Source organism: Marinactinospora rubrisoli, from assembly GCF_042664915.1.
Taxonomy (GTDB): domain Bacteria; phylum Actinomycetota; class Actinomycetes; order Streptosporangiales; family Streptosporangiaceae; genus Marinitenerispora; species Marinitenerispora rubrisoli.
The window spans coordinates 155,911-179,423 of record NZ_JBHTBH010000013.1 but is presented as its reverse complement, the minus strand read 5'-3'; the positions used below and the strand labels follow the sequence as shown (position 1 = coordinate 179,423).

22 protein-coding genes and 1 pseudogene are annotated in these 23,513 nt (G+C 72.9%); 13 read left to right on the top strand and 10 right to left on the bottom strand.

From position 1 onward, the window contains the following. Positions 1–81 precede the first annotated feature (81 nt). The 6 genes from ACFQRF_RS23735 to ACFQRF_RS23710 all read left to right on the top strand — a co-directional run bounded on the left by ACFQRF_RS23735 (position 82) and on the right by ACFQRF_RS23710 (position 6,122). Positions 82–1,416, top strand: coding sequence for a M20/M25/M40 family metallo-hydrolase (locus tag ACFQRF_RS23735; RefSeq protein ID WP_379873402.1), 1,335 nt, complete (start codon positions 82–84; stop codon positions 1,414–1,416). A 113-nt stretch (positions 1,417–1,529) separates the two neighbouring features. Continuing rightward, complete coding sequence (locus ACFQRF_RS23730) at positions 1,530–2,561, top strand: class I SAM-dependent methyltransferase (RefSeq protein WP_379873393.1); 1,032 nt, start codon at positions 1,530–1,532, stop codon at positions 2,559–2,561. Further along, positions 2,561–3,412: a sulfotransferase-like domain-containing protein gene (locus tag ACFQRF_RS23725; RefSeq protein WP_379873392.1), complete on the top strand. Its 852-nt coding sequence runs from the start codon at positions 2,561–2,563 to the stop codon at positions 3,410–3,412. The genes ACFQRF_RS23730 and ACFQRF_RS23725 overlap by 1 nt, the downstream gene beginning before the upstream one ends. Positions 3,413–3,437: 25 nt before the next feature. Next, a complete protein-coding gene (locus ACFQRF_RS23720; protein ID WP_379873391.1) occupies positions 3,438–3,941 on the top strand; it encodes a GNAT family N-acetyltransferase in 504 nt (167 codons plus the stop codon). Between the two features lie 111 nt (positions 3,942–4,052). Further along, the gene (locus ACFQRF_RS23715; protein WP_379873390.1) at positions 4,053–5,063 is read left to right on the top strand and encodes a pyridoxal-phosphate dependent enzyme; all 1,011 of its coding nucleotides are present in this window, start codon (positions 4,053–4,055) and stop codon (positions 5,061–5,063) included. Positions 5,064–5,087: 24 nt separating this feature from the next. Next, the gene (locus ACFQRF_RS23710) at positions 5,088–6,122 is read left to right on the top strand and encodes an ornithine cyclodeaminase family protein (RefSeq protein ID WP_379873389.1); all 1,035 of its coding nucleotides are present in this window, start codon (positions 5,088–5,090) and stop codon (positions 6,120–6,122) included. Positions 6,123–6,222: 100 nt separating this feature from the next. Here the strand turns inward: ACFQRF_RS23710 and ACFQRF_RS23705 are convergent, their stop codons facing one another. Then, complete coding sequence (locus ACFQRF_RS23705) at positions 6,223–6,558, bottom strand: hypothetical protein (RefSeq protein WP_379873388.1); 336 nt, start codon at positions 6,556–6,558, stop codon at positions 6,223–6,225. Between the two features lie 108 nt (positions 6,559–6,666). Next, a complete protein-coding gene (locus ACFQRF_RS23700; RefSeq protein ID WP_379873387.1) occupies positions 6,667–7,176 on the bottom strand; it encodes a hypothetical protein in 510 nt (169 codons plus the stop codon). Positions 7,177–7,373: 197 nt separating this feature from the next. Between ACFQRF_RS23700 and ACFQRF_RS23695 the strand changes: the two genes are divergently transcribed. Continuing rightward, entirely contained in the window at positions 7,374–7,853 is a 480-nt protein-coding gene (locus tag ACFQRF_RS23695; protein WP_379873386.1) for a nucleoside deaminase, read from the top strand. Positions 7,854–7,954: 101 nt separating this feature from the next. On the opposite strand, the gene ACFQRF_RS23690 is transcribed toward ACFQRF_RS23695, so the two are convergent. Further along, a complete protein-coding gene (locus ACFQRF_RS23690) occupies positions 7,955–9,772 on the bottom strand; it encodes a carbohydrate-binding module family 20 domain-containing protein (protein WP_379873385.1) in 1,818 nt (605 codons plus the stop codon). A gap of 403 nt (positions 9,773–10,175) precedes the next feature. Here ACFQRF_RS23690 and ACFQRF_RS23685 point away from each other — a divergent pair, with 403 nt between their 5' ends. Continuing rightward, complete coding sequence (locus ACFQRF_RS23685) at positions 10,176–10,637, top strand: MarR family winged helix-turn-helix transcriptional regulator (protein WP_379873384.1); 462 nt, start codon at positions 10,176–10,178, stop codon at positions 10,635–10,637. Positions 10,638–10,745: 108 nt separating this feature from the next. Continuing rightward, entirely contained in the window at positions 10,746–11,234 is a 489-nt protein-coding gene (locus ACFQRF_RS23680) for a hypothetical protein (RefSeq protein ID WP_379873383.1), read from the top strand. Positions 11,235–11,258: 24 nt separating this feature from the next. Here ACFQRF_RS23680 and ACFQRF_RS23675 read toward each other — a convergent pair whose 3' ends face one another. Next, on the bottom strand, positions 11,259–11,972 hold the full coding sequence (locus ACFQRF_RS23675; RefSeq protein WP_379873382.1) for a hypothetical protein: 714 nt from the start codon (positions 11,970–11,972) through the stop codon (positions 11,259–11,261). A 360-nt stretch (positions 11,973–12,332) separates the two neighbouring features. Here ACFQRF_RS23675 and ACFQRF_RS23670 point away from each other — a divergent pair, with 360 nt between their 5' ends. Both ACFQRF_RS23670 and ACFQRF_RS23665 read left to right on the top strand, forming a co-directional pair. Then, a complete protein-coding gene (locus ACFQRF_RS23670; protein ID WP_379873381.1) occupies positions 12,333–12,560 on the top strand; it encodes a hypothetical protein in 228 nt (75 codons plus the stop codon). A 128-nt stretch (positions 12,561–12,688) separates the two neighbouring features. Then, entirely contained in the window at positions 12,689–15,688 is a 3,000-nt protein-coding gene (locus ACFQRF_RS23665; RefSeq protein ID WP_379873380.1) for a helix-turn-helix transcriptional regulator, read from the top strand. A gap of 18 nt (positions 15,689–15,706) precedes the next feature. Here the strand turns inward: ACFQRF_RS23665 and ACFQRF_RS27750 are convergent. The 5 genes and pseudogenes from ACFQRF_RS27750 to ACFQRF_RS23645 form a co-directional block, all read right to left on the bottom strand. Further along, a pseudogene (locus tag ACFQRF_RS27750) lies at positions 15,707–16,016 on the bottom strand (IS982 family transposase); the annotation flags it as partial. Between the two features lie 425 nt (positions 16,017–16,441). Beyond that, positions 16,442–16,918: a hypothetical protein gene (locus tag ACFQRF_RS23660; RefSeq protein WP_379873379.1), complete on the bottom strand. Its 477-nt coding sequence runs from the start codon at positions 16,916–16,918 to the stop codon at positions 16,442–16,444. Positions 16,919–17,246: 328 nt separating this feature from the next. Continuing rightward, the gene (locus tag ACFQRF_RS23655; RefSeq protein WP_379873378.1) at positions 17,247–17,447 is read right to left on the bottom strand and encodes a hypothetical protein; all 201 of its coding nucleotides are present in this window, start codon (positions 17,445–17,447) and stop codon (positions 17,247–17,249) included. Between the two features lie 103 nt (positions 17,448–17,550). Continuing rightward, positions 17,551–17,904 (bottom strand): ADP-ribosylation/crystallin J1, encoded by a 354-nt coding sequence (locus ACFQRF_RS23650; protein ID WP_379873377.1) that lies wholly within the window; start codon positions 17,902–17,904, stop codon positions 17,551–17,553. A gap of 806 nt (positions 17,905–18,710) precedes the next feature. Continuing rightward, entirely contained in the window at positions 18,711–20,456 is a 1,746-nt protein-coding gene (locus ACFQRF_RS23645) for an NAD+ synthase (protein WP_379873376.1), read from the bottom strand. Between the two features lie 195 nt (positions 20,457–20,651). Between ACFQRF_RS23645 and ACFQRF_RS23640 the strand changes: the two genes are divergently transcribed. Next, entirely contained in the window at positions 20,652–22,013 is a 1,362-nt protein-coding gene (locus ACFQRF_RS23640; protein ID WP_379873375.1) for a glutamine synthetase family protein, read from the top strand. Positions 22,014–22,122: 109 nt separating this feature from the next. Here the strand turns inward: ACFQRF_RS23640 and ACFQRF_RS23635 are convergent, their stop codons facing one another. Further along, positions 22,123–22,419 (bottom strand): hypothetical protein, encoded by a 297-nt coding sequence (locus tag ACFQRF_RS23635; protein ID WP_379873374.1) that lies wholly within the window; start codon positions 22,417–22,419, stop codon positions 22,123–22,125. Positions 22,420–22,874: 455 nt separating this feature from the next. On the opposite strand from ACFQRF_RS23635, the gene ACFQRF_RS23630 reads away from it, so the two are divergent. Further along, positions 22,875–23,354, top strand: a complete 480-nt coding sequence (locus tag ACFQRF_RS23630) for a hypothetical protein (protein ID WP_379873373.1) — start codon at positions 22,875–22,877, stop codon at positions 23,352–23,354. The last annotated feature ends 159 nt before the right edge of the window (positions 23,355–23,513 follow it).

Genomic DNA, 23,513 nt, shown 5'->3' with positions numbered 1-23,513 from the left:
GAATGGCCTGCGCAGATTGGACGACCAGTGTCCCAGCAACTCTCTCTCGGTGAATTTCTTGACAAATACGGCGACGACTTGGTGCAGGAACTCCTCGATCTGATCAGGATCCCGGCGGTGGCCGTCACCGGCGGCCCCGACATCGACCGGATGGCGCAGGCGTGCGCCGGCAAGTGCGAGCGGGCCGGCCTGACCGCCCGCGTCGAGGCCACCAGCGGCCACCCCGTCGTCTACGCCGAAGGCGGGCCGCGGGACGCCACGACCACCCTCCTGCTGTACGGCCACTACGACGCCTTCCCCGCCGCCGACCAGGACGGTTGGCGCACGCCCCCCTTCGAGCCGGTGATCGAGGGCGACCGGATCTACGGCCGAGGCGCCGGCGACAACAAGGGCCAGTTCCTCGCCCACCTCAACGCCGTGCAGTGGTGGCAGCGGCACGGCGGCGGCCTGCCGATCCGGGTGAAGATGATCCTGGAGGGCGAGGAGGAGTTCGGCAGCCGGCACCTCCCCGAGTTCATCGAACGCAACCGCGACGAACTGGCCGCCGACCTGTGCTGCTACTCCGACGGGCCGCAGCTCGGCGGCGACCGGCCCGCGCTGCTGTTCGGGGTGCGCGGCGCGCTCGTCATGGAGATCCATGCCGACGGTCCCGCACAGCCACTGCACTCGGGCAACTTCGGCGGGGTGGTGGCCAACCCGATCCTGGAGCTCAGCCGCTTCCTCGGCCGCCTGGTCGAGGCCAACGGGGATCTCACCGCTCCGGGCATCGACGTCGGGGTACCACGGATCACCGAGGAGGAGCGCGCCCTCGTGCGGGACCTGCCGCTCGACCTCGCCGACTTCCGCGCCCGCACCGGCGGCGATCCGCTGCCCGCCGCGTTCGGCGAGGAGTACTACGAGCGGCTGCTGTACAAGCCCTACTTCAACGTCTCCGGCATCACGGGCGGCTACACCGGCACGGGCATGAAGACCCTCATCCCCACCTCCGCCATGGCCAAGGTGGACATGCGCCTGGTCGGCGGTCAGGACCCCGACGACGTGCTCGCCTCGATCGAGAAGTTCATCGACGACCAGGGCTTCCGTGGGCTGAGCGTGCGCAAGATGTTCAGCCAGCCGCCCTCCCGCACCCCCGTCGACCATCCCTACGCCGACGTGGTCGCCCAGGCGGTCGAACACGGCTTCGGCCACGCCCCGGTACGGGTGCCGAGTCTCGCGGGGACCACCCCCGACTACGTCTTCACGAAACTTCTCGGCATTCCGAGCATCATGGTGCCGTTCGCCCCCGCCGACCAGAACCACCACGCGCCGAACGAGTCGATGCGGATATCGCTTTTCAAGAAGGGAACCGCCGCCTCCGCCCGGCTGATCGAACTGCTGGCCCGCGACGGCGCGCAACGGCCGGCGCGCCCGTCCTGATCTCCGATCCACCATCTCCCGGCGGCGACGTTTCCCCATGAACCGCCGAGGAATTCCCCCGACAGGACACCCGGCTCGTTTCGCCATTCCCGAAAACCGAATGGAGAAAAGCGATGACCATGACGCAGGCCGATATCTACAGTATGCCGCCGGAAGAAGTCGAGCGCGCCTACCTGGAATACCGGCGCGCCTGTTATGACATCGTCTTCCGCACCTGCGCGGAACGCGGCGTCTTCGACCTGCTCACCTCTCCCCGGACCGCGGAGGAGTTCTGCACCGAATTCGGGGTGGCCGAGAACAAGCGGCACGTGGCCCGGTTGCTGCTGGACGCGCTGGTGAAGTACGGCGCCGTCGAGTGCGTGGCCGGGGACCCACCGCGGTACGTCGAGACGCGGGACGCCGCCGGGCGCTCGGACTTCGACCAGGGGCTCATCCACCTCGCCACCGGCAAGAACTCGGTCGAGGAGCTGATGCACAGCGAGAACTACGCCGGCATCCTCGACGCCCTCTCCCGGCCGGACAACCCGGTCTCGGCGACGTTCGACGCGGACCACCTGCCACTGTGGGAGGAGGTGCTCCAGGCCCCCTTCTACCGCTACTCGCGGGTGCGGGCGGTCGAGGAGGTCGCCGCCGCCGGGCCGCGGCTGCTCGACCTCGCCTGTGGGCCCGGCTTCGGGCTGCTGGAGCTGGCCGAACAGCACGCGCACAGTTCCGGGGCCGACCTGCTCGGCGTCGAGATCAGCCCCGACTTCGTCGCGTCCGCCACCCAGCGGACCGCCGAGTACGACCGGGTGCACGTCACCCGCGGCGACCTGGAGCAGCCGCTCGGTTTCGTCCGGGACGACTACTTCGACGGCGCCATGATCGTGGGCGCCTACCACTTCCTCCGCGACAAGGAGCCGATCTGGCGGACGGTGAGCCGGGTGCTGCGCCCGGGCGGCACCTTCTGCATCGCCTACGCGCTGTCCAAGGTCGGCAGCTACGACCAGGAGATCATGGACCTGCGCTTCGCGCTGCGCCGCCCGCCGTCCTACCAGCCCACTCGCGAGGAGGTGCTGGACGCCGCCGCCCGGAACGGCATGACGCTGCGGCGCGAGTTCGCTCTCGGCGCCTGGCGCTGGTACTCGTTCGCGAAGGACGCGTGATGGCGCCGTCGGCCCGTGGCACGGCCGGCGCGCGGCGGCCGGGGGCGCACGACGCCCCCGCCGCCGGGCCGCTCGCCCGCTTCGACCCGGTCCTGCTGGTGCTCTCCCCGCCGCGATGCGCCTCGACCGTGCTCGCGCGCGCCCTGTGGAACCACGCGCTGTTCCGCTGGTATCTGCACGAGCCGTACGACCGCGGCTACCACCACGGCGGCGACGGCCCGGACCCGCTGCGTGCGGCGCTGGCGGCCCGGCTGGACCGGCAACGCCTCGCCCACGACGTCTCCGGCCACGCCAACGGACTGGTCGTCAAGGAGATGACGTTCCAGGCCGGCCCCCGCCTGCCGGAGCTGATCGCCGCCGCGACGCTGCCGGTGGTCTTCACCGTCCGCGACCCCCGGCAGGCCGTGCGCTCGCGCATGCGGCAGCGGGCCCGAGGCGGCGCGCGCCCCGGCTTCCCGCCGCGGGAGGCGGGCTGGGACGACCTGGACCGCGCGTGGCGGCACGTCCGCGCCGAGCGGATCGCGCACGTCATCGTGGACATGACCGGGCTGAGCCGCGACCCGGCCACCCTGGTCCCGCGGCTGTGCGCCCGGCTGGGCCTCGACTTCTCCGAGCGCCTGCTGTCCTGGCCCGCCATCACCGGCGCCCCCCTGGGCCGGCTGGGCGATGAGCAGGCGCACTGGTACGAGCGCGTGCTGGCCAGCCGCGGCTTCGAACCGCTCGACGACGCGGCCACCGGACCGGAGGCCGACCCCCCGGACGACGCCGGCCTGGAGCGCCGGCTCGGCGACTGGACCGCGCTGTACCGGGAGATGCTGGCCGCCCCCGAATCGCTCGTTCCCAGCCGCTGACCGGACCGACGACGGGGAGGGCGACATGGCACAGTTCACCGGGCGGATCCGCCCCGCCGGGACCGGCGACCTGCCGGCCATCACCGACATATACAACCAGGCCGTACGGGACCGGATCGCCACCTGCGACCTCAGCGATGTCCCGGTGGAACGGCGGGCCGACTGGCTGCACGCCCACCGCGCCCCGTACGGCGTGTGGGTGGCCGAGGACGAGGCGGTCCGCGGCTGGGTGGCGATCTCACCGTACGACCCCAAGCCCTGCTTCCACCGCACCGCGACCTTCGCCACCTATGTCGCCCGGGAGGCGCGCGGCACGGGCGTGGGCAGCGCGCTGCGCACCCGGATGATCCGGGAGGCGACGGAGCGCGGCTTCCACGCCCTGGTCAACCGTGTCTGGTCCAACAACCCCGCCAGCATCGCGCTGGCGCGCAAGTTCGGGTTCCGGGAGGTGGGCCGGATGCCCGAGATCGTGGAGCTGGACGGCGGCTACGTCGACTGCCTGTTCTTCGAGCTCATCCTGGACCGCTGATCCGCGCCCGGTCGGCCCGGGCCGCGGAGCGCGGCACGCTCCGTGGCCGCGGGGAGGGACCGGAATCCCGTGGCCGCAGGCGCCGGCCGCCGCCGGAGGGAGGAAGACGAGATGTCCGTGCGACTGCACGCCGACTGGCGGGCCGAGCGCAGCACGTCGCGGATCGGGCGGACGCCGGTGCTCCCGATCCGGCTGCGGATCGACGGCCGGTGGCGCGAGGTGCTGCTCAAGCTGGAGCAGTTCAACCCCGGTGGCTCGATCAAGGATCGCACCGCCTACGCCCTGGTCGAGGACCTGGAACTGCGCGGCCGGCTGCGGCCGGGCGCCACCGTCGTGGAGTCCACGTCCGGCAACCTCGGGGTCGCGCTGGCGTACGTCTGCCGGGAGAGCGGCTACGGGTTCGTGGCGGTGGTCGACCCGCTGGTGAGCGAGGTCAACGTCGAGACGATGCGCGACCTCGGCGCGGTCGTGGAGCGGGTGCAGCGCGGCGACGTGCACGGCAACTACCTGGCGGCGCGCCGGGAGCGGGTGCGCGAGATCGCCGCCGATGATCCGGCCTGCGTGTGGACCGACCAGTACGGAAATCCGGCGAACCCGCGCGCGCACCGCGAGCAGACCGGCCCCGAGATCCTGCGGCAGACCGGCCCGGGCCTGACGGCGGTCTTCGTCGCGGTCTCGACCGGGGGAACGCTGGCCGGCATCGCCGACTACCTGCGCCTCGCCGCGCCGGCCTGCCGGATCGTGGCGGTCGACGTGCGCGGGTCGGCCGCGCTGGGCGGCCCGAAGGGACCGCGCAAGCTGGTCGGGATCGGCGCTTCACGCCGGTCCCGGTTCGTCCGGCCGGAGCACTACGACACCGCGGTCGGCGTCTCCGACGCCGAGGCGATCGCCGCCTGCCAGTTGCTGCGCCGCTACACCGGGATCGGGCTCGGCGGTTCCTCCGGCGCGGTGCTGGCCGCGGCGGCCCGGATCCTGCGCCTGGACCAGGAGCTGGAGCGGGCGGTGTGCGTCTGCCCGGACGGCGCGGACCGCTACGAGAACACCGTCTACAACCGGCTGTGGCTGGCCAAGGAGAACATCGACGCCGGGCCCGCGCCGTTCGAGGACGCGGCCTGCGCGTGAGCGAACGGCGAGGAGTGGACGCCCATGACCGATCTCGGACACCTGCTCTACCTCACGGCCGCCGACGTCCGCCGGGCCTGTGAGGAGATCGACCCGCTGGCGTGCGTGCGGGAGGCACTGGTCCGGCACGGCGAGGGCCGCACCGCGCTGCCGGCCGAGTGCTACCTGGGCTGGAGCCCGGAGACGGGCGGCGAGGCGCGCAGCATCGCGATGTCCGGCCTGGTGGACGGCACGCCGCCCATGGTCGGCACCAAGCTGATCAACGCCAACACGGCCAACCCCGACCGCGGGCTGGCCAGGGCCGGCGGCCTCACGGTGCTGCACGACGTGGCCACGGCCCGGCCGGTGTGCGTGCTGGACGCGGCGCACGTCAGCGCCCTGCGGACCGCGTCGGTCTCCGTGCTGTGCGCCCTGCGGCTGGCCCGTCCGGGCGGCTCGACGGTGGCGTTCACCGGTGCCGGGGCGATCGCCCGCGCGCACGCCCGCCTCGTCGCCGAGCGGATGCCGCAGGTGACGGACATCCGGGTCCATGATCTCGACAAGGAGCGCGCCGAGGGGTTCCGCGACGAGCTGACGGCCGCCTTCGGGCCGGACGGGCCGCGCGTGACCGTGACCGGCGACGCCCGCGGCGCCGTCGCCGGGGCCGACGTGGTGATCCCGTGCACGACCACCCGGACCCCCTACATCGAGCGCTCCTGGCTGGCGCCGGGCGCGCTCGTCGTCAACGTCTCCCTCGACGACGTCACCGCCGACGCGCTGCTGTCGGCGGCGCGCGTCTACGTGGACGACTGGCCGCTCGTCGTGGCCGATTCGCACCGCCTCCTCGGCCACCTGGCCCGCGCGGGCCTCGTCGCCGCCCCGGGCGCTCCCCCGCCGCCGGACGCCCCGCCGGTGCACACGCTCGGTGAACTGTTCACCGACGGCTGCCCTGGCCGGGTGGCCGATGACGAACTGCTGGTGGTGAACCCGTTCGGCCTGGCGATCGAGGACGTGGTGATCGCGCACCGCGTCTACCGGGTCGCCCTGCAGCGAGGGCTGGGCATGGTGCTGCCGCGCTGACCCGTGACGGAAGCGGCCGGGCCGCCGAGATGGCGGCCCGGCCGAACGCGGACGGGGATGCGGGGAACCGCGGGGAAGCGGGGAGACGTGAGGGGACGGCCTACCAGAAGACGGCGATTCCGACGTTCAGCACGGCGAGCGCTCCGGCGGTGTTCGCGAGCTTCAGGTCGGACTTTCGGAGGTTGAGCACGCCCACGACCGACACCGCGAACGCCACCACCAGCTTCACCGCGACCTTGACGTGGTCGAGGTCGCCGTCGGTCATCTCGGCCACCCCGACGAGGAGGAGGCCGGTGAGCAGCTGGAGCAGCGAGCTGTGCAGGATCGCCTTGGGGGCCGCGGAGTGCTTCGCGATGAGCTGCAGCAGCCAGCCCGCGATGATGCCGGCCATCCCCAGCAGGTGGAGGAAGACGAGTGCCGAGTAGACGATGTCCATGCACCGCACATTACTACGCGTTGTAGTGACGACCTGTCCCGAGGGCCCACCTGCGGGCATAACGGTTCCGCAGCGCCTTTGCCGGGCGTTGCCGCCGATGCCGGACGGTCACACCGCTTCCAGCACGTCGAAGTCGTTCCCGGAGGCCGACTGGCCGGACCTCAGGGTGTGCAGGAACAGCAGGTAGATCACCGCCTCGGAGTGGCAGGTGACCCGGACCCCGTACGGCTGCCCGGAGCCGCCGAGATCGCTCGTGGCCGAGTAGCCGTCCACCCGCGCGAACTCCTCGTGCCCGCTGTTGGCCAGCACCGACACCAGCCACCGCTCGACGTCGGCGGAGCGCACACCGCCCCCGGCCGCGGAGAGTTCGGCCCGTGGCACCGACGCGGGCGGTTCGCCCGTGACGATCGGCTCCTCCTCCCGCTGGTCGGATCCGTCCGATGGGGATGTTCGCACGAGTTGCAGGTACACCTGCCCGCCGGTCGTGAGACCGAGGACGATTCCCGCCGGCCGGCTGCGGTATCCGGCCGCATGGAACGTCTGCACCGACCGCACCGCCGGTGCCGCCTCCTTGGTCAGCAGATCGTGCAGGAAGGTCTCGAAGCGGGCCAGGCGCATGGTCGCGGTACCTCGGTCGGTGCGGGAGCGTTGATAGCCGGATGGCCCCAGGCTAGGGCGGCACGGCGCGCCAGCTCAGCGGTTTCGCACATCCGCTCGCGAAACCGGACCCGGGTGCGGCCCGCACCCCGGCCTCCGGTGTCGGGACGCACCGATTCGCCCTATGATCCGCTCCAGTCACGTCCCAGGAGGCGATCATGCTCGGCGACACCGACCTGCGGCACCTGCGCCGCTGCGTCGAACTGGCGGCCACCGCGCTGGAGGTGGGCGACGAACCCTTCGGTTCCGTTCTCGTGGGGGCGGACGGTTCCGTGCTGTTCGAGGATCACAACCACGTGGCCTCGGGCGACCGCACCCGGCATCCGGAGTTCGAGATCGCGCGGTGGGCCGCCGCGCACCTGGCACCCGAGGCGCGGGCGGCGGCGACCGTGTACACCTCGGGCGAGCACTGCCCGATGTGCGCGGCCGCGCACGGCTGGGTGGGGCTGGGGCGGATCGTGTACGCCACGTCCTCCGCACAGCTGTCCGGGTGGCTGGGCGAACTCGGCGTGCCGGCACCGCCGGTGCGGACGTTGCGCATCCAGGACGTCGTTCCCGGCGCCGTGGTCGACGGGCCGGCGCCGGAACTCGCCGAGCGGGTCCGCGGGTTGCACCGCCGGTTCCACGGCGCGGCCTGACCGCCGCGCCCCTGACCACGCGGACGGACGGCGCCGCGCGGGCGACCGGCGGGTTCGGGGAAGGAACACGCCGGTCGCGCGCGGCGGGGATCAGGGCGGGGTCACCGCCAGGTGTCCGTGAGCGTCAGTTCGCAGCCGGGCGGATTCCCGGTGCGGCCCGTGCGGTTGGGATCGGACTCCCAGTCCACCCGGCCGTCGGGGTTCACTTTCACGTACTTGTACTCGAAGGCCGTGCCGGCGGGCAGGTTCACGGTCGCCTTCCACACCGGGTAGTCGGCCGAGGACAGCGCGACCGCGCGGCTCGGGTCCCAGTCGCCGAGTTCGGGGATGCCGCCGACCACGAACACGTTCTGGCCGAACGTGGTGGCGGTCCGCGAGTGGAAGGCCGTGGCCACCGTCGTGCAGTCGCCCGGCTCGGTGGGCGGATCGGTCTCGTCGCCGGGCGCCGCCACGTGCAGGGCGAGCACCGAGTCGGCGGGCACCGCCGCGGTGAAGGTGCCGTCGGCGGCGACCGTGTAGCGGTCGCCCTCGCAGCCCGTGCCGGTGGACGGGCCGCTGGCGACGTCGCAGTACGTTCCGGCCGGCAGTGACGTCTGGAAGGTGCGGGCGCCGATGTCGGGCCCGCGGTTGAACACCGCGTAGCCACGGTCGCCGCGTCCGAAGGCGATCTGGCCGTTCTCCCCGTTCCACCAGTCGGTCACCCCGGCGTCGCCCACCGCGTTGCGGAAGCCCACCAGCCCGGCGATGGGCTGGTGCCGGTGCTCGCACACCCACGCCGAGCCGGAGCAGTCGGCCGGGGAGGTGGTGCCGTCGCCCGCGGCGGGCGGCCCGGCGTCGTTGTCGCTGAAGCCGAAGCTGGACATGACCTTGGGGGTGCCGAACGGGTAGGCCAGCATGAACGCCGCGGCGACGTCGTAGGCGGCGCCGTCCTTGTACGTGAGCGTGGGCTCGTTGCGCTGGGTGTCGTGATTGTCGATGAACACCACGGCCTGGTCGCTGCCGACCGCCATCGAGCCGGGAAGGTCGCGCAGGCCGCCGAGCGATCCGTCGCGGAACGCCTGGCTGACCTGGCGGTGGTAGCGGAACTCGGTGACATCGCCCTGTCCGACGTACTCGGCCGGGCTGATGGCGGAGTCCTCGATGACCTCCTGGTACAGGTAGGGCCGGCCGCCCCAGTGCGGCACCTCGTCCAGCCGGCCGCGGATGTCGGCGATGTCGGCGACCGCCATGTGCTTGGCCGCGTCGATGCGGAAGCCCGCGACGCCGAGGGAGACGAGGTCGTTGAGGTACTCGGCGAGCCGGCCGCGCACGTAGTCGGTCTCGGTGCGCAGGTCGGAGAGGCCGACGAGTTCGCAGGTGCGGATCTCGTTGGCGTCGTTCCAGTTGGATATGTCGCGGCGGCAGTCGTGGAAGTCCTGGTTCTGGTAGATGCCCGGGTACTCGTATTTGGTGAAGGTCGAGCCGGCGCTTCCCGGGCCGCTGTTGACGGATCCGCTGCCGGTCATGTGGTTGAGGACGGCGTCCACGTAGATCTTGACGCCCGCGTCGCGGCAGGTGGCGACCATGGCGGCGAACTGCTCGCGGTCGCCGCGGCGGGACTCGATCTGGTAGGAGACGGGCTGGTAGTCCTGCCACCAGGGGTAGCCCTCGCCGCCGAGCACGACGTGTTCCTGGGGTGGGCTGACCTGCACGGCGCCGTAGCCGTTGGGGCCGAGGAAGGTCTCGCACTCGGTGGCGACCGACTCCCAGGGCCACTCGAACAGGTGCACGATGACGTCGCCGTTGGCGTCGGCGGCCTCGGCCGCGGCGGGGGCGTTCTCGGCGTGGGCGGGGGTGGCCGGTGGGGTGAGGGGTATCAGCAACGCGGCGGCGCCGAGTCCGGCCGCGAGGGCGGCACGGCACCATCGTCGAAGTCGCATCTCGCACTCCTTCGCGGGGACGCCGCACCGCCGTGGGCGGGCGCGGCGCCGGGGGGGACAGGAAGCCGCAAGCCTTGCAAGAAGTTTCAAGTGACGAAGCTAACAAACCCGCGCCGTTTTGTGAATGGTGCGTTTCCACGCGGTCACCGACCGCTGTCATCGGCCCTCACTTCGCTGTCTCCACGTGCGCGTTCGCGCCGCAGCTACGCGATCGGCCGGCCGTCGCGGATCCAGGTCGCCGCACGCCCACCAGCGACGTCGCGGGGCAGCCACCTCGCAAGGATTGCAAGAAACGCAAGAAATTGCGCGAGTAGTCGACAGTGCGTGACCGGTCAACGGCGGCGCCCGGCGAGGCGCCGCCACGCGGGCGGGCGCGGCCCGCGCAGTCGTTACGCTCGGGGGCATGCCACCCGCGACCGACAACCTCGCCCCCGCCCGGCTGCGGGCGACGCCGAGCTGGCTCCTCACGCACACCGCCACGCACGCGAACCGGCTCGTCGCCGAGCGGTTCGGGGAGATGGGCGTGCGCCGGTACCACTACGCGCTGCTCGCCGCGGTCGAGGAGTTCGGCCCGGCGAGCCAGGCCGACCTGGGGCGCCGGTGCGGAATCGACCGCAGTGACGTGGTGGCGGCGCTGAACGAACTCGCCGAGGCCGGGCTCGTGGTGCGCACCCCGGACCCGGCGGACCGCCGACGCAACTCGGTCACCATCACCGATGCCGGGGCTGCGTGGCTGCGCCACATCGCCGCCGCGCTCGCCGACGTCCAGGACGCGCTGCTGGCCCCGCTGTCCGCTGCCGAACGCGACCAGTTGACCCGGCTGCTCGTCCGTGTGCTCGACCACCACGCCGGCGATCGCGACTGAGCCGCCGTGGGGCCGCCGAGTCCCCGGAATGTCCGCCCCGTCTGCTCTACTGCCGTCCAGCTCGCCCGACTCGGGGGAGTTGGTGTGGTATCGCGGAAAGGAGCGGGCATGGGAGCTTTGTACGGCTACTACCGCGCGGCGGACGCCCAGGCGGCCGTCCGGGTGGCGGACGAGCCCGGCGGCCCCACGGTGGCGAACTCCTCCTGGGACGCGGTGGACGGAAAGGGCATCGATCCCGCCGTGGTCCTAGGCCGGCTCGTGGCCCTCGTCCGCGATACCCCGTGGCACACCGGGCTGGTCGACGGCACGGTGGTCTGGCCGGCCGGCGGATACCCCGCCGACTGGGAAAGGGTCCCGGAGAACTCCCCCTGGGTCACCGGCCCGTGGATCGAGGAGCTGGGCCCGGCCGCCCGCGACACGCTCGCCGGCATCGACAACGCCCGCATCGCGGATCTGGCCGCCCGATGGGCACGGATCGAGGAGTTCGACCGGCAGGCCGAGCCGTTCGCGCTCCAGTCCTTCCTGGAACGGCTGGTCCTCCTGGCGCGGCGCGCCCGTGCGGCCGGCGAGAAGCTGTACTGCTGGTCCAGCCTGTGAATTGGAGGCGGGCCGGCCGCCCTTTCACGACCGCCGCTCGAACCGTTCGAACAGCGGCGTGTGGTCGTCGCCGGGGAACGCCTTGGGCAGGACCTCCAGCGCCTCCTCGATGGTCCGGCGGATCCCACGGAACTCCGGGGCGCCCAAGGGCACGTCGGCGTACAGGTACTGCCAGCCGGAGAACCCTCTGGTGAGCAGCAGCGCCTCCAGGTAACCGCGGTAGTCGACCTCCAGCGGCGTGATCGCCCGGTGGTCGTGGCTCATGTCGTAGAGCCAGATCTGTGACTCGGCCGTCCCGGGGGTGGTCCGCAGCGCGGCGAACCTGCCCGAACCGCCCTGCGGGGTGTCGTCCATGACCCGCAGCTCGGCCGCGACCTCGGCGTGCTCGTCGGTGACCTGGTCGGCGAGCCACGGCACCGGCTCCCGGATGGCCGACAGGTAGACGTGCCGTAGGTGGAACTCCCCCACGACGAGCGGGAGCGGCGGCACGCTCCGCCAGAAGACACCGAGCCCGGCCTGCCGGAAGAAGACCGGGCGGAAGGCGGCCGCCACCGGCAGCCGGTACTCCTCGGCGAGCGCGTGGAACACCCGCTCCGGGTCGGCCAGGAAGTCGTCGACGGGGCCGCGCGCCTCGTGCTCGAGGTCGACGTGCGGACTGGTTCGCAGCTCGTGGAGCATGCGCGCGTAGCGCTCTTCGAACGGATGGTCCGCTGCGATCGGGGTGCGGTCGGACATCATCGCCCTCTCTCATGCGGGTGGGTGGGCGGGGTACCGGACGGCGCCGGGCGCCGGCCGCGGCCATGGGCGCCCTTCCCCGGACCGGCCGTGGCGAGCCCACCGCCTCGGGAACCTCATCGGGGCCGGGCTGTGCCGGATCATGCCCGTGGCCGGTGACATTCCCGGTCCGGTGAGCGGCGCGACGGCCGCCGTGCGCCGCCCACCGAGGTTCTCAGCACCCGGCTTACTCCGGGCTCACCCGCTCCCCCGGCGGCCGGGTCCGGATAAGGCGATCGCCCGATGTGGCACCGGGGTCCTTACCGCGAGTCTGAGGATCACGGGGCCGGATCGACCGGCCCGCGGATCACCGGGAGCCAAGGAATGATTCATCCGGACCTGGTCGGGGGCGTCGCGCGGGAGCGGATCGCCGACCGTGAGCGGGAGATCCGGCGGCGGGTGGACGCGCGGGCGCGCCGCGAGGAGCGGGCGCGGGCCGGCGGGGAGGGGCCGGCCGGCGGCAGCGCCGTCGGCCCGGACGTGACTCCGGACACTCCGGCCGACGCGGCGCCCGCCGGCGACCGGGAGCCGGTGGCGGCGGCCCGGCGCTGAGCGTCGCCCCCGCCGGGCGGTCGGGGACCCGCCGGGTGGCGGCCGGACGTCCCGCTCCTGGTCCGATCGGCTGGGCGACCGAAATAATCAACTCGGACATGTCCCCCCAGACCGGCATACTGGAGCCCATGAGTTCGCACGGCACCAGCCCCGTCCTCGTCGGACGCGCCACGGAGCTGCGTGCCCTCCTCGACCACGCGCACGCCGCCCGGGCCGGCCGGGCCGGCACCCTCCTGCTCTGCGGTGACGCCGGCGTCGGCAAGTCCCGGCTGCTGCGCGAGTTCGCCGAGCACCTGGACGGCGGGCCGGTCGTGGCCGGGGGCTGTCTGGAACTGGGCGTCGACGGCCTGCCGTTCGCACCGTTCGTCACCGTGCTCCGCCAGTTGCTGCGCGAGCTGGGCCGCGAGCACCTGACGGAGCTGGTCGCCGGGGGCGGGCGGGAGCTGGCTCGCCTGCTTCCCGAGCTCGGCGAGCCGCCGGGCGAGCACCGGGAGGCGCGCAACCGGCTGTTCGAGCAGGTCCTGCGGGTCCTGGACGGCGCCGCCGAGCCCGCGGGCCTGACCGTCGTGCTGGAGGACCTGCACTGGGCCGACGCCGCGACCCGGGACCTGCTGGTCTTCCTGGTGCGCAACCTCGACACCGCGCGAGTGCAGATCGTGGCGAGCTACCGGTCCGATGACCTGCACCGCTCGCACCCCCTGCGCCGGCTGCTCCCCGAGCTGGAGCGGCTGCCGACGGTCAGCCAGCTCACGCTCCGTCCGCTCTCCCTGGAGGAGGTGGCCCAGCAGGCCGCCGCCATCCGCCGGTCCGAACTCGCGCCCGAGCAGGTCGCGGCGCTGTACGAGCGCACGGCCGGCAACCCGCTGTTCGTGGAGTCGTTCCTGGACTCCTGCGTCCTTGAGGACATTCTGGACTCCCCGGTCCCCTCCCAGCCGCGCGAACTCCTGCTGGCCGGCGTCGACCGGCTGCCCGAGCAGGCGCGCAGCGTGGTCCGGATGGCGTCCGTGGGGGCCGTGGACGGTGACCACGTCGGGCACGCGCTGCTGGCGCACGTGGCCCGGCTCGATCCCGACGAACTCGACGACGCCCTCAGTTCCGCCGTCAACGCCAACATCCTGCGGGTGGACGGTCAGGGCTACCGGTTCCGGCACGCGCTGCTGCGCGAGGCCGTGCACCAGGAGCTGCTGCCCGGCGCGCACGCCCGGCTGCACCTGCGGTTCGCCGAGGCGCTGGAGGCCCGGCCCGGCCTGGTGCCGGCCGACCGCCTGGCCGCCGAGCAGGCGCACCACTTCCACGCCGCGCAGGAGCTGCCGCGCGCGCTCAGCGCCGCCTGGTGGGCGGCGGTGCGTGCCGGTGAGGCGCTCGCGTTCGCCGAGCAGTTGCGCATGCTGGAACGCGTCCTCGAACTGTGGGAACGCGTCCCCGAAGCCGGCAAGCTGGTGGCGACCGACCGCGTGAAGGTGCTGGAGTACGCGGTGGCGGCGGCGCTGGAGTGCGGCGAGTTCCGGCGCGGCCGGGAGCTGGCCGACCTCGCGCTGTCGCTGCTCCCCGATTCCGACGACACCGGGACGCGCACCGTCCGGGCCGTCATCCTCCGCTACCGCGGGCGGATCCGCATCCAGCTCGGCCACGACGACGCCATGGCCGACCTGCTGGCCGCGCTCGACCTGCATCCGCCGGAGCACCACGGCTACGGGTGGCTGCTGGCCATCATCGCCCGTGAGCTGATGCTGCGCGGCGGCACGCTGCCCGCGGAGCGGCTGACCGGCGGCACCATCGCCCTCGACACCGCGCACGACCGGCTCACCGCCGCCGAGGTCGCCACCGAGGCGCTCGCCCGGTCCACCGAGCACGGGGACCTGTGCGCCGTGTCCGACGCTCTCATCACGCGGGGGACCGTGCACGGTGAGGCCGGCGACACCGAGGCGGGCGCCGAGAGCATGCGGCGCGGCATCACGCTCGCGGAGCAGGTGCACGAGCCCGAGCTGGAGCTGCGCGGGATCGGGAACCTGTCCTCGCTGCTGCGCGACAACGGCCGGCACCGGGAGGCGCTGGATCTCACGGCGCGCGGGCTGGAGCGGGCGCGCGAGGTCAGCATGCTGCGGTCCAAGGGCGCGTTCATCGCGCTGAACCGGGCGGAGATCCTGTTCGAGCTCGGCGAGCTGCAGGAGGCGGCCCGGATCATCGACGCCGCGCTGAGCTGGTCCCCGGCCCCACTGCACGCGTCGCTGCTGAAGGTGCTGCGTGGCCGGATCGCCCTCCTGCACGGCGACCAGGACACGGTCGCCGCGTTGCTGGCGGAGCTGCGCACGAACGGCGTCCTCCTCACCAGCCGCGTCCAGTCGGTGGTGTCGCTGGCCATGCTGACCATGGAGGCGGCGCTCGCCGAGGGCGCGGTGTGGCCCGCGGTGGACACGGCCCTGCGCACCTTCGAGCGCATCGACGTCCGGGCGGGCGCGTGTTACCGCTGGGAGTTCAGCAACCTGGCCGCGCGGACCCTGAGCCTGAGCCGCGGCGCGCCGGCCGACACGCCGGACCGGGCCGGCCGGGCCGCGGAGCTCCGTCGCAGGCTCGTGGATTTCTACCCCACCATCACCTCCGAGGGGCCGGCACGGACGGCCCACCGCGACATGGTGCGGGCCCGGATCGCCGCGTTCGACGGCGCCGGCCCCGCCGCCCTGACCGAGGCCTGGGAGCGCGCGGTGGCATCGACGGCGGGGACGGAGTACCGGCTGGCCCGGGCCGACGCGCTGCTGCACGCCGCGGACGCCGCCGCGAACCACGGCGATCGCGCGCTGGCCGCGGAGCGGCTGCGCGCGGCGGCCGACATCGCCAAGGAACTCGGGGCCGTCCAGGTGGAGCGGCGGACCGCCGACCTCGCCCGCCGTCTGGGGCTCTCCCTGGACGCGTCGGCGTCGGCTCCCCCGTCCCCACCGGCCGGTCTGACGGCGCGCGAGACCGAGGTGCTGCGACTGCTGGCCCACGGCTACACCAACGCCCAGATCGCCGCCGAGCTGTTCATCTCGGCGAAGACGGCGAGCGTGCACGTGTCGCACATTCTCGCCAAGCTCGGCCTCCCCAACCGTGGCCAGGCCGCGGCCCGCGCCCACGAGCTGGGGCTGGCCTAGATCGTTGATGGGGGTTGCTCAGTGGTCGTGGGCCACGAGTGAGCGCTTGACGGGTTTCGCTGAGCCGGTTGTGCCGGATCGCGGTGTTGAGGGCGGGGGTGCGCCGGCAGGTGCGTGCCCAGAGTCCTTCGTTGGTGCGCGCCTGGTGGCGTTGCGGGCCGGGCTGGTTCTTCGGCGTCCGGATGACCGCCTCGATGCGCATGTGCGGCCGGCCCGGGTAGACGCCGGGGGCGTCCTCGTCGCGGCGGGCCGGGCGGATGAGCGCGTGGCCCGGGCCGGCGGCGGCCTTCTCGATCCCGGCCCCGGCGAAGCCCGTGTCGCACACGATGGCCATCAACGATCTAGCTCGCTGATGGGGCGGCCGACCACGGGGTACCGCCCATCGGTCGCGCCCGGTCGTGGCGGGTGGAGCGGGCTGACGGCACCACGGTGTGGGGGACAGGCGCCCGGCCGGAAGGCTCCCTCAGACCGCGCGTCGGAGTGGCCACCCGACGCCGGGAGCGTGGGCGACCGCCGGCTCCGCTGCCACGGGCCGGCGGTACCTCGCCGATGGCGACGACGGCGTTGCACCGTCCCCGCGGAGATGCTCATGGCGGCCACGGCCCGCCACCGGGCCGTGGAGCGCGGCGCGGGCGGGCCGCCTCCTGCCCCGGCGTCCTTCGGCGTGCCGGACCGGCCCGCCCCATTCCGCAGGCCGGCCGACCGGCCGGTGTCCCCCGACGACCGGCGGTGGCCGCGCGTTCCCGGCCTCGTTCACCGCGAGAGCCACGTCCCGACGGCGATCCGGCGATTCCACCAGCGCTCCCCGGGGTCGATGCGACGGGAGAGGGCCGGGTCGGGCAGCGTGCACCGCAGGTAGCGGGCGTCGAGCGGGCGCAGCAGGCGCCGCAGCTCGGCGCGCGGCCGGGGCGGGAGCCGTTGCGCGACCGTCTCCAGGACGTCGCGGGCGTGCCGGGCGTCGTCCATGGCGCAGGTGCGGCAGGAGCAGTCGGCGGCCATCGGGTAGCGGGGCCGGCGTCCCGCAGCCGCCACGAACGCCCGGTAGCGGCGCAGGGCCAGCCAGGTGGCCCCCGGAAAGAGGACGTAGTCGAGGCTCAGCGCCTCCACCCGGTACACCTGGCGGGTGGCGCGGAGGGACAGACCGGGGATCTTCGCTAAAAGCCCGCTCGACCAGACGGCGTGGCGGAGAGTGGGTTCGGCGCGCAGCGCGCTCGGGCGCTTACGCGGCATCGGCCTTTCGAGTCGGCATGCCCGCGATCATGCCATGGGACGACTCGGCGCCGCCAGTCCTTCGGTGCCGGGTTCCGGCGGGCAACGGGGCGCCCAGGCCGGACTCCCCTGGAGTCAGCAGATGCTCGCCACGATGGTGCGCGCGACGTCCGGGAGCCGTTCGGGGGTGCTCGTCCGCTGCGGCCGGATCAGGTCGCCGTCCGGGGAGACGGCGACCATCAGCACGGTGCCGTTGGCCGCGCTGAGCGCGGGGTGCCCGGCGGGGGTGGTGGCCGCCCTCGGGAGAGTCCAAGTGATCGTCGTAGCCCTCGCGGCGACGCAGCAGCACCTACATCAGGTCTCCCGGCGGTGACGAGGCCCGGACGCACAGTGAGTCCCCGCCGACGGTGTCGCCGCCGTCCTCCGCCGAGATCCCGGAGAACCCGAAGCGCATCGCCTGCTCCCGGGTGAGGAGATCGCAGGCGGCACGGCCCGCGAGGTCGATCTCCGCCGGGAACGAGGAGCAGCCCACGGCCGCGAGCACCGGCACCTAAGGCAGCGTCCACCAGGGCCGTCCCCGAACCGCTCGCACCACCACCGCCCGCCTCCCGCCTTCAGCGCAATGGCGGACGCCGACGGCCGCCACGCCCGGGTCAGCGGAACTCGTGGACGACCTCGATCCGGCCGACGATGTGGGCGTTGAACTCGTCGAGTTCCTCGGCCGGGACCCACAGCTCCAGGATGCTCCGGCCGCCCGCCTGCCGAACCGGGTACCGCTCCAGGAAGGCCGCCTCGACCTCGAACCGCGTCACAAAGCCGGCCCCGTCGTGCTTGACGTTCCAGTCCCGCGCGATCCGCACGGCGTAGTCCTCGTTGAGCACCGGGTAGAAGATCGGCTGCTCGGGCAGCCGGGGCGGCCAGGCCCGCCACTCCAGGGCGCGGACCAGGTCCAGTTCCGTGGGTCCGGTTGGCCGCCACAGGGTCGTGGTCGCGGGTCGGCTGGTCATGTGCGGTGCTCCAGGTGCGGACGGCGGGCGGACCGGAACCCTACCGGCGCGGTGCGACGCCGGCCAAGCCGTTTTCGCCGGGGTGCTCGGCTGCGCCTTGCCGGGGCACGCGAACCCGGTGATCGATCAAGTCATGTGATGACGTTCGACAGCGGGTGTGCCACGATGACGGCATGAAGTCGACCCAAAGGGGCGATGCCTCGTAGGAGGCCGGGCGCCGTCCGCGCAGAGCGGCCACGTGCTCACGACCGCCGATCGACGCCGATCCTCGGTGCCGGACGAAGAACGCAGATCGCCGTCGAGATCGCAGAGGCCCGTCACCTGGGGACCGGGTTCATTGGTCAGGCGCTCGACCGGTATCGACGCTTCCTGCGTCGACCCGGCCGCTGGCTGTACGTCCCGTGGCCGGACTGTCCGTGGTGTGATCCGGTCGATGCTCGTGACGACTTGGAAACCGCTCTGCGGGTGCTGCCGGACGGCCCTCGCGGGGAGCTACGCCGGATCGTCGCCGCACTCGATGACGAGTTCAGGCGGAGGACTCTCCCGGACCCGAAGGCGGCTTCGATCAGCCCCTGGCACGCGGCCGCCTGGTGGCGGCAGCGACTGCACGAGCGGTAGAACGGTCGCACACGGGCGACGGCGGACGCACGCCCCTCATGAGCCGATGGCGAAGGTCCTCCGGCTGCTCCTTGGTCACGGCGTGCAGCGCCGTGACCAAGGAGCGGGAGACGGCACGGACAACGGGCACGACCGCGTTGCGGGGACGGCGGCTCCCGCCGCCTCGCCCGGTACCGCCGGCCGCTCCGTCAGTTCCAGCGGCTGGTGATGGGCAGCCGCCGGTCGCGGCCGAAGTTCCGCTTGCTGATCTTGGGGCCGGGCGGGTACTGGCGGCGCTTGTACTCGGCGCGGTCGACCAGCCGGATCACCCGGTCCACCAGGGCGGGGTCGTGGCCGGCCGCGACCAGCTCCTCCCGGCCGAGGTCGGTGCCGATGTAGTCGTCCAGCAGCGCGTCCAGCACCGGGTACTCCGGCAGGGAGTCGGTGTCGAGCTGGTCCGGGCGCAGTTCGGCGCTCGGCGGCTTGGTGATGGAGTTCTCCGGGATCGGCGGAACCTCGCCGCGGCGGGCCGCCTCGGCGTTCCGCCAGGTGGCGAGCTCCCAGACCAGCGTCTTCCAGGCGTCCTTGATCGGCCCGAACCCGCCGGCGGAGTCACCGTAGAGGGTGGAGTAGCCGGTGGCCAGCTCGCTCTTGTTGCCGGTGGTGAGCACGAGGTGCCCGAACTGGTTGGAGAGCGTCATCAGCAGCTGCCCGCGCACCCGCGACTGCAGGTTCTCCGCGGCCAGGCCGTCGATCTCGACCGCCGCCTCGAAGGCGTCGATCATCGGGCCGACCGCGACGGTGCGGGCGGTGATGCCCTGGCGCTTGACCAGCTCCTCGGCGTCGGTGATCGAGTGGTCGCTGGAGTAGCGGCTCGGCATCAGCACCACGTTGACCATCTCGGGGCCGAGGGCGTCGGTGGCGATGGTGGCGGTGAGGGCGGAGTCGATCCCGCCGGACAGCCCGAGGATGACCGAGCCGAAGCGGTTCTTGCGAACATAGTCCCGGGTGCCGGTGACGATGGCGGCGTAGACCTCGGCGAGGTCGTCCAGCCGGTCGGCGACGACCGGCGGGCGCGGCCGGTAGGCGTCGACCGGCCGCTCCGAGAGCGTGTGGCGCCGGATCTCGATGTCGGTGGTGGCGGTGCGCTCGATCGGCTGGGGGTCGCTGGGGACCGGCAGCTCCAGGTCGGTGACGAGCAGGGTCTCCTCGAACTGCGCGGCCCGCGACACCAGCGCCCCGTCGGCGTCGACCACCAGGGAGTCGCCGTCGAACACCAGCTCGTCCTGGCCGCCCACCATGTTGACGTAGGCGAGGGCGGCGCCGGCCTCCCGGGCGCGGCGCTGGCAGAGCGCCAGCCGCTCGTCGTCCTTGGCGCGCTCGTACGGCGAGCTGTTCAGCACCACGAGCAGCCCGGCACCGGCGTCGCGCACGGCGGCCACCGGTCCGCCGTCCTGCCAGAGGTCTTCGCAGATGGCGAAGGCGACGTCCACCCCGTGCAGCCGCACGACCGGCAGCGTGTCGCCGGGCACGAAATACCGGAACTCGTCGAAGACCCCGTAGTTGGGCAGGTGGTGCTTGGCCGACACCGCCCGGACCTCGCCCCGGTACAGCAGCGCGAGCGCGTTCTGCGGCATGCCGGTCGGCTGGCCGTACCGCTGCGCGACGCCCTCGCGGCGGTCGAGGTAGCCGACCACGACGGGCAGGTCGCCCAGGCCCTCGTTCGCGAGCCGTTCGGCGAGGTGGCGCACGGCGCTGATGGACGCCTCCACGAAGGACCGGCGCAGCGCCAGGTCCTCCACCGGGTAACCGGTGAGCGCCATCTCGGGGAACGCGACCATGTGCGCGCCATCGTCCGCCGCCCGCCGTGCGTACCCGGCGATCAGGTCGGCGTTGCCGTCGAGGTCCCCGACCGTGCAGTTGATCTGAGCCAGAGCGATCCGCAGTTGTGCCACGCGATCGAGCCTAGCCATTCGTCCGGATTCCGGCGCGTCCGGGGGCCGCTGACCTGGCCGTCCGCGCCCCGATCGCTCCCCTGGTACCCCGTCTACCTGGTGCGTTAACGTCGGGGAAACCCCGACTGGGCATAGTTGGGGTATCACGTCTGGTAGGAACGCGTACAGACGACGATCCGTTGAGGAAGGTGGACCGTGAACCGACAGCAGGAATTCGTGCTCCGTACGCTGGAGGAGCGCGATATCCGGTTCGTGCGACTGTGGTTCACCGACGTGCTCGGGTACCTCAAGTCGGTGGCCGTGGCGCCGGCGGAGCTGGAGGCGGCCTTCGCCGAGGGCATCGGGTTCGACGGCTCGGCCATCGAGGGATTCGCGCGGGTGCACGAGGCGGACATGCTCGCGCAGCCGGACCCGTCGACCTTCCAGGTCCTGCCGTGGCGGAACGAACCGCACGGCACGGCGCGGATGTACTGCGACATCCTGATGCCCGACGGCACGCCCAGCTACGCCGATCCGCGTCATGTCCTCAAGCGTCAGCTCAGCAAGGCCTCGGATCTGGGGTTCACGTTCTACACGCACCCCGAGATCGAGTTCTACCTGCTGAAGAAGAAGCCGGAGTACGGCGAGTTCCCGGAGCCCAACGACTCCGGCGGCTACTTCGACCACACGCCGCACAACAGCGCCCACGACTTCCGGCGCAACGCCATCATGATGCTGGAGGCCATGGGCATCTCGGTGGAGTTCAGCCACCACGAGGGCGGCCCCGGCCAGCAGGAGATCGACCTGCGCTACGCCGACGCGCTGACCACCGCCGACAACATCATGACGTTCCGGCTGGTCATGAAGGAGGTGGCGCTGGAGCAGGGCGTGTACGCCACGTTCATGCCCAAGCCGTTCACCGAGTTCCCCGGCTCGGGCATGCACACGCACCTGTCGCTGTTCGAGGGTGACCGCAACGCCTTCTTCGAGCCGGGCGCCGACTTCCAGCTCTCCAAGGTGGCGCGCGGCTTCATCGCCGGCCTGCTCCGGCACGCCACGGAGATCACCGCGGTGTGCAACCAGTGGACCAACTCCTACAAGCGGCTGTGGGACCAGGCGGCGGCTTCGGCGGGCGCCGGTGGCGAGGCTCCGGCGTACGTGTGCTGGGGGCACAACAACCGCTCCGCGCTGGTGCGGGTGCCGATGTACAAGCCCACCAAGAGCAACTCCAGCCGGATCGAGTTCCGGTCGCTGGACAGCGGCGCCAACCCCTACCTCGCCTACGCGCTGATCCTCGCCGCCGGGCTCAAGGGGATCGAGGAGGGGTACGAGCTGCCGCAGGGCGCGGAGGACGACGTGTGGGCGCTCACCGACGCCGAACGCCGCGCGCTGGGCATCTCCCCGCTGCCGCAGAGCCTGGACGAGGCCATCCGCGCGATGGAGAACAGCGAACTCGTGGCCGACACGCTCGGCGAGCACGTCTTCGACTTCTTCCTGCGGAACAAGAAGGCGGAGTGGCAGGAGTACCGGCGCCAGGTGACGCCGTACGAGCTGAACCGGTACCTGCCGACGCTCTGACGGCGCCGCACCACGGCGCCCGCGGGGTGCCCGGCTCTCCGCGATGTCCGGGGGCGCCCGGCCGCCCGGTGGCCGCCGGGCGGCTCGGTCTCGGCCCGCCTCTGGCCGGTCAGGCGCCCTCGGCCGGGTGCAGCCGCACCCCGTTCCAGCCGACGCGGGACCACCGGTCCGGGAGGGCCGCCTCCAGCGGGTAGAAGTCGCGCTCGGCCGGAGTCACGCTCTCCTCGGCCAGCGTGGTGGCCCACACGCACCAGCCGCGGTCCAGCACGCGGAAGATCGCGTGCCTCAGCTCGGCGGGCGCGTCCTCCGGGGCCGTCGCGTTCCAGTCGACGGCGATCCCCCGCCGTTCGGCTTCCTTCCGCGCGACGTGACGGGTGAACGTCTCCCGGGTGTGGGTCTCGGGCACTGCACGCCTCCTGGTTGCCGTCCTGGAACGTTCCGCACACCGTTGCCGGCTCCACCGAACCGGCCGGGACGGGAACGGTCCGGGACGGTGACGTCGATGGCCGATCTTCGTCACGCAGCGTACTCCCGGTCCGGCGGGTTTGTCCGCAGCACTTTCGAGGCACCCCGGCCGTCCGGCGAGGGGACCGGGGCGGTGCCCCCGCGCGGTCTCACCGCGGCGGTGGCGGAACGGCCGCCTCGCCGGACACCGGGGAGGGATCTCCCACCGCCGCCGGCCGCGAGCGGATCGGATCCCGGCGCGGCGGTGCGGCCCGGCCTCGGTGCCGTTCGGCGCACCCATCGCCGGAGCGTCGGGAGCGGCACCGGCGACACTGGCCGGCCGGGCACCGGGCCACGGGCCGCCACCCATCCGAGACCGGGTCGGCGCCGTCGCCACGGCCCTCTACAATCCCCCGCATGCCCTCCCCTGCGAACCCCGAGCCGCACGCCGCGGTGCTCCGCTGGACCCGCGTGCTGCTGGCGGTGCAACTCGGCGTCGCCGTGGTGGCCTTCGCCGCGCTCGCACTGCCCTTCCTCGGCGCGGTCGGGCTCACGGTGTCCTGGCGGCTCCCGGTTCTGCCGGGGATCGTGGCCGTCGTCGCGGGCGGCCTGCTCACCGTGGTCGGGCGGGCGACACCGGCCGTGTGGTGGGCACTGGTCGGGCTGTCCGGGCTCCTGGTGGCCGCCTACGCGGTGACGTCGGCGGGGACGACGGAGTCCTTCGGCTGGTTCGCCTACACCTCGGGCGACGACGTGCGGTGGCTGCGGTTCATGTTCGCCGCTCAGACCACCGGCCAGGGGCTGACGCTGCTCGCCATCGCCGTCGGCGCGATCAACGCCGTCCGCCTCTGCCTGCCGGGTGGCCGCGCGGCGTTCCGTTCGACCGCCACCGCCTGACGCCCGCCGTACCCACGGTGGCCGTCAGTCCTCCCGGCCGAGTTCGCGCGCCCTGATGGCGGCGTCGTTGCGGATCGAGACGCCCCAGCTCGCCGAACGCGTTGGACACGTGCCCGCCGACCGTCTGCACGGAGATGGTCAGCGCCTCGGCGAGGCTTC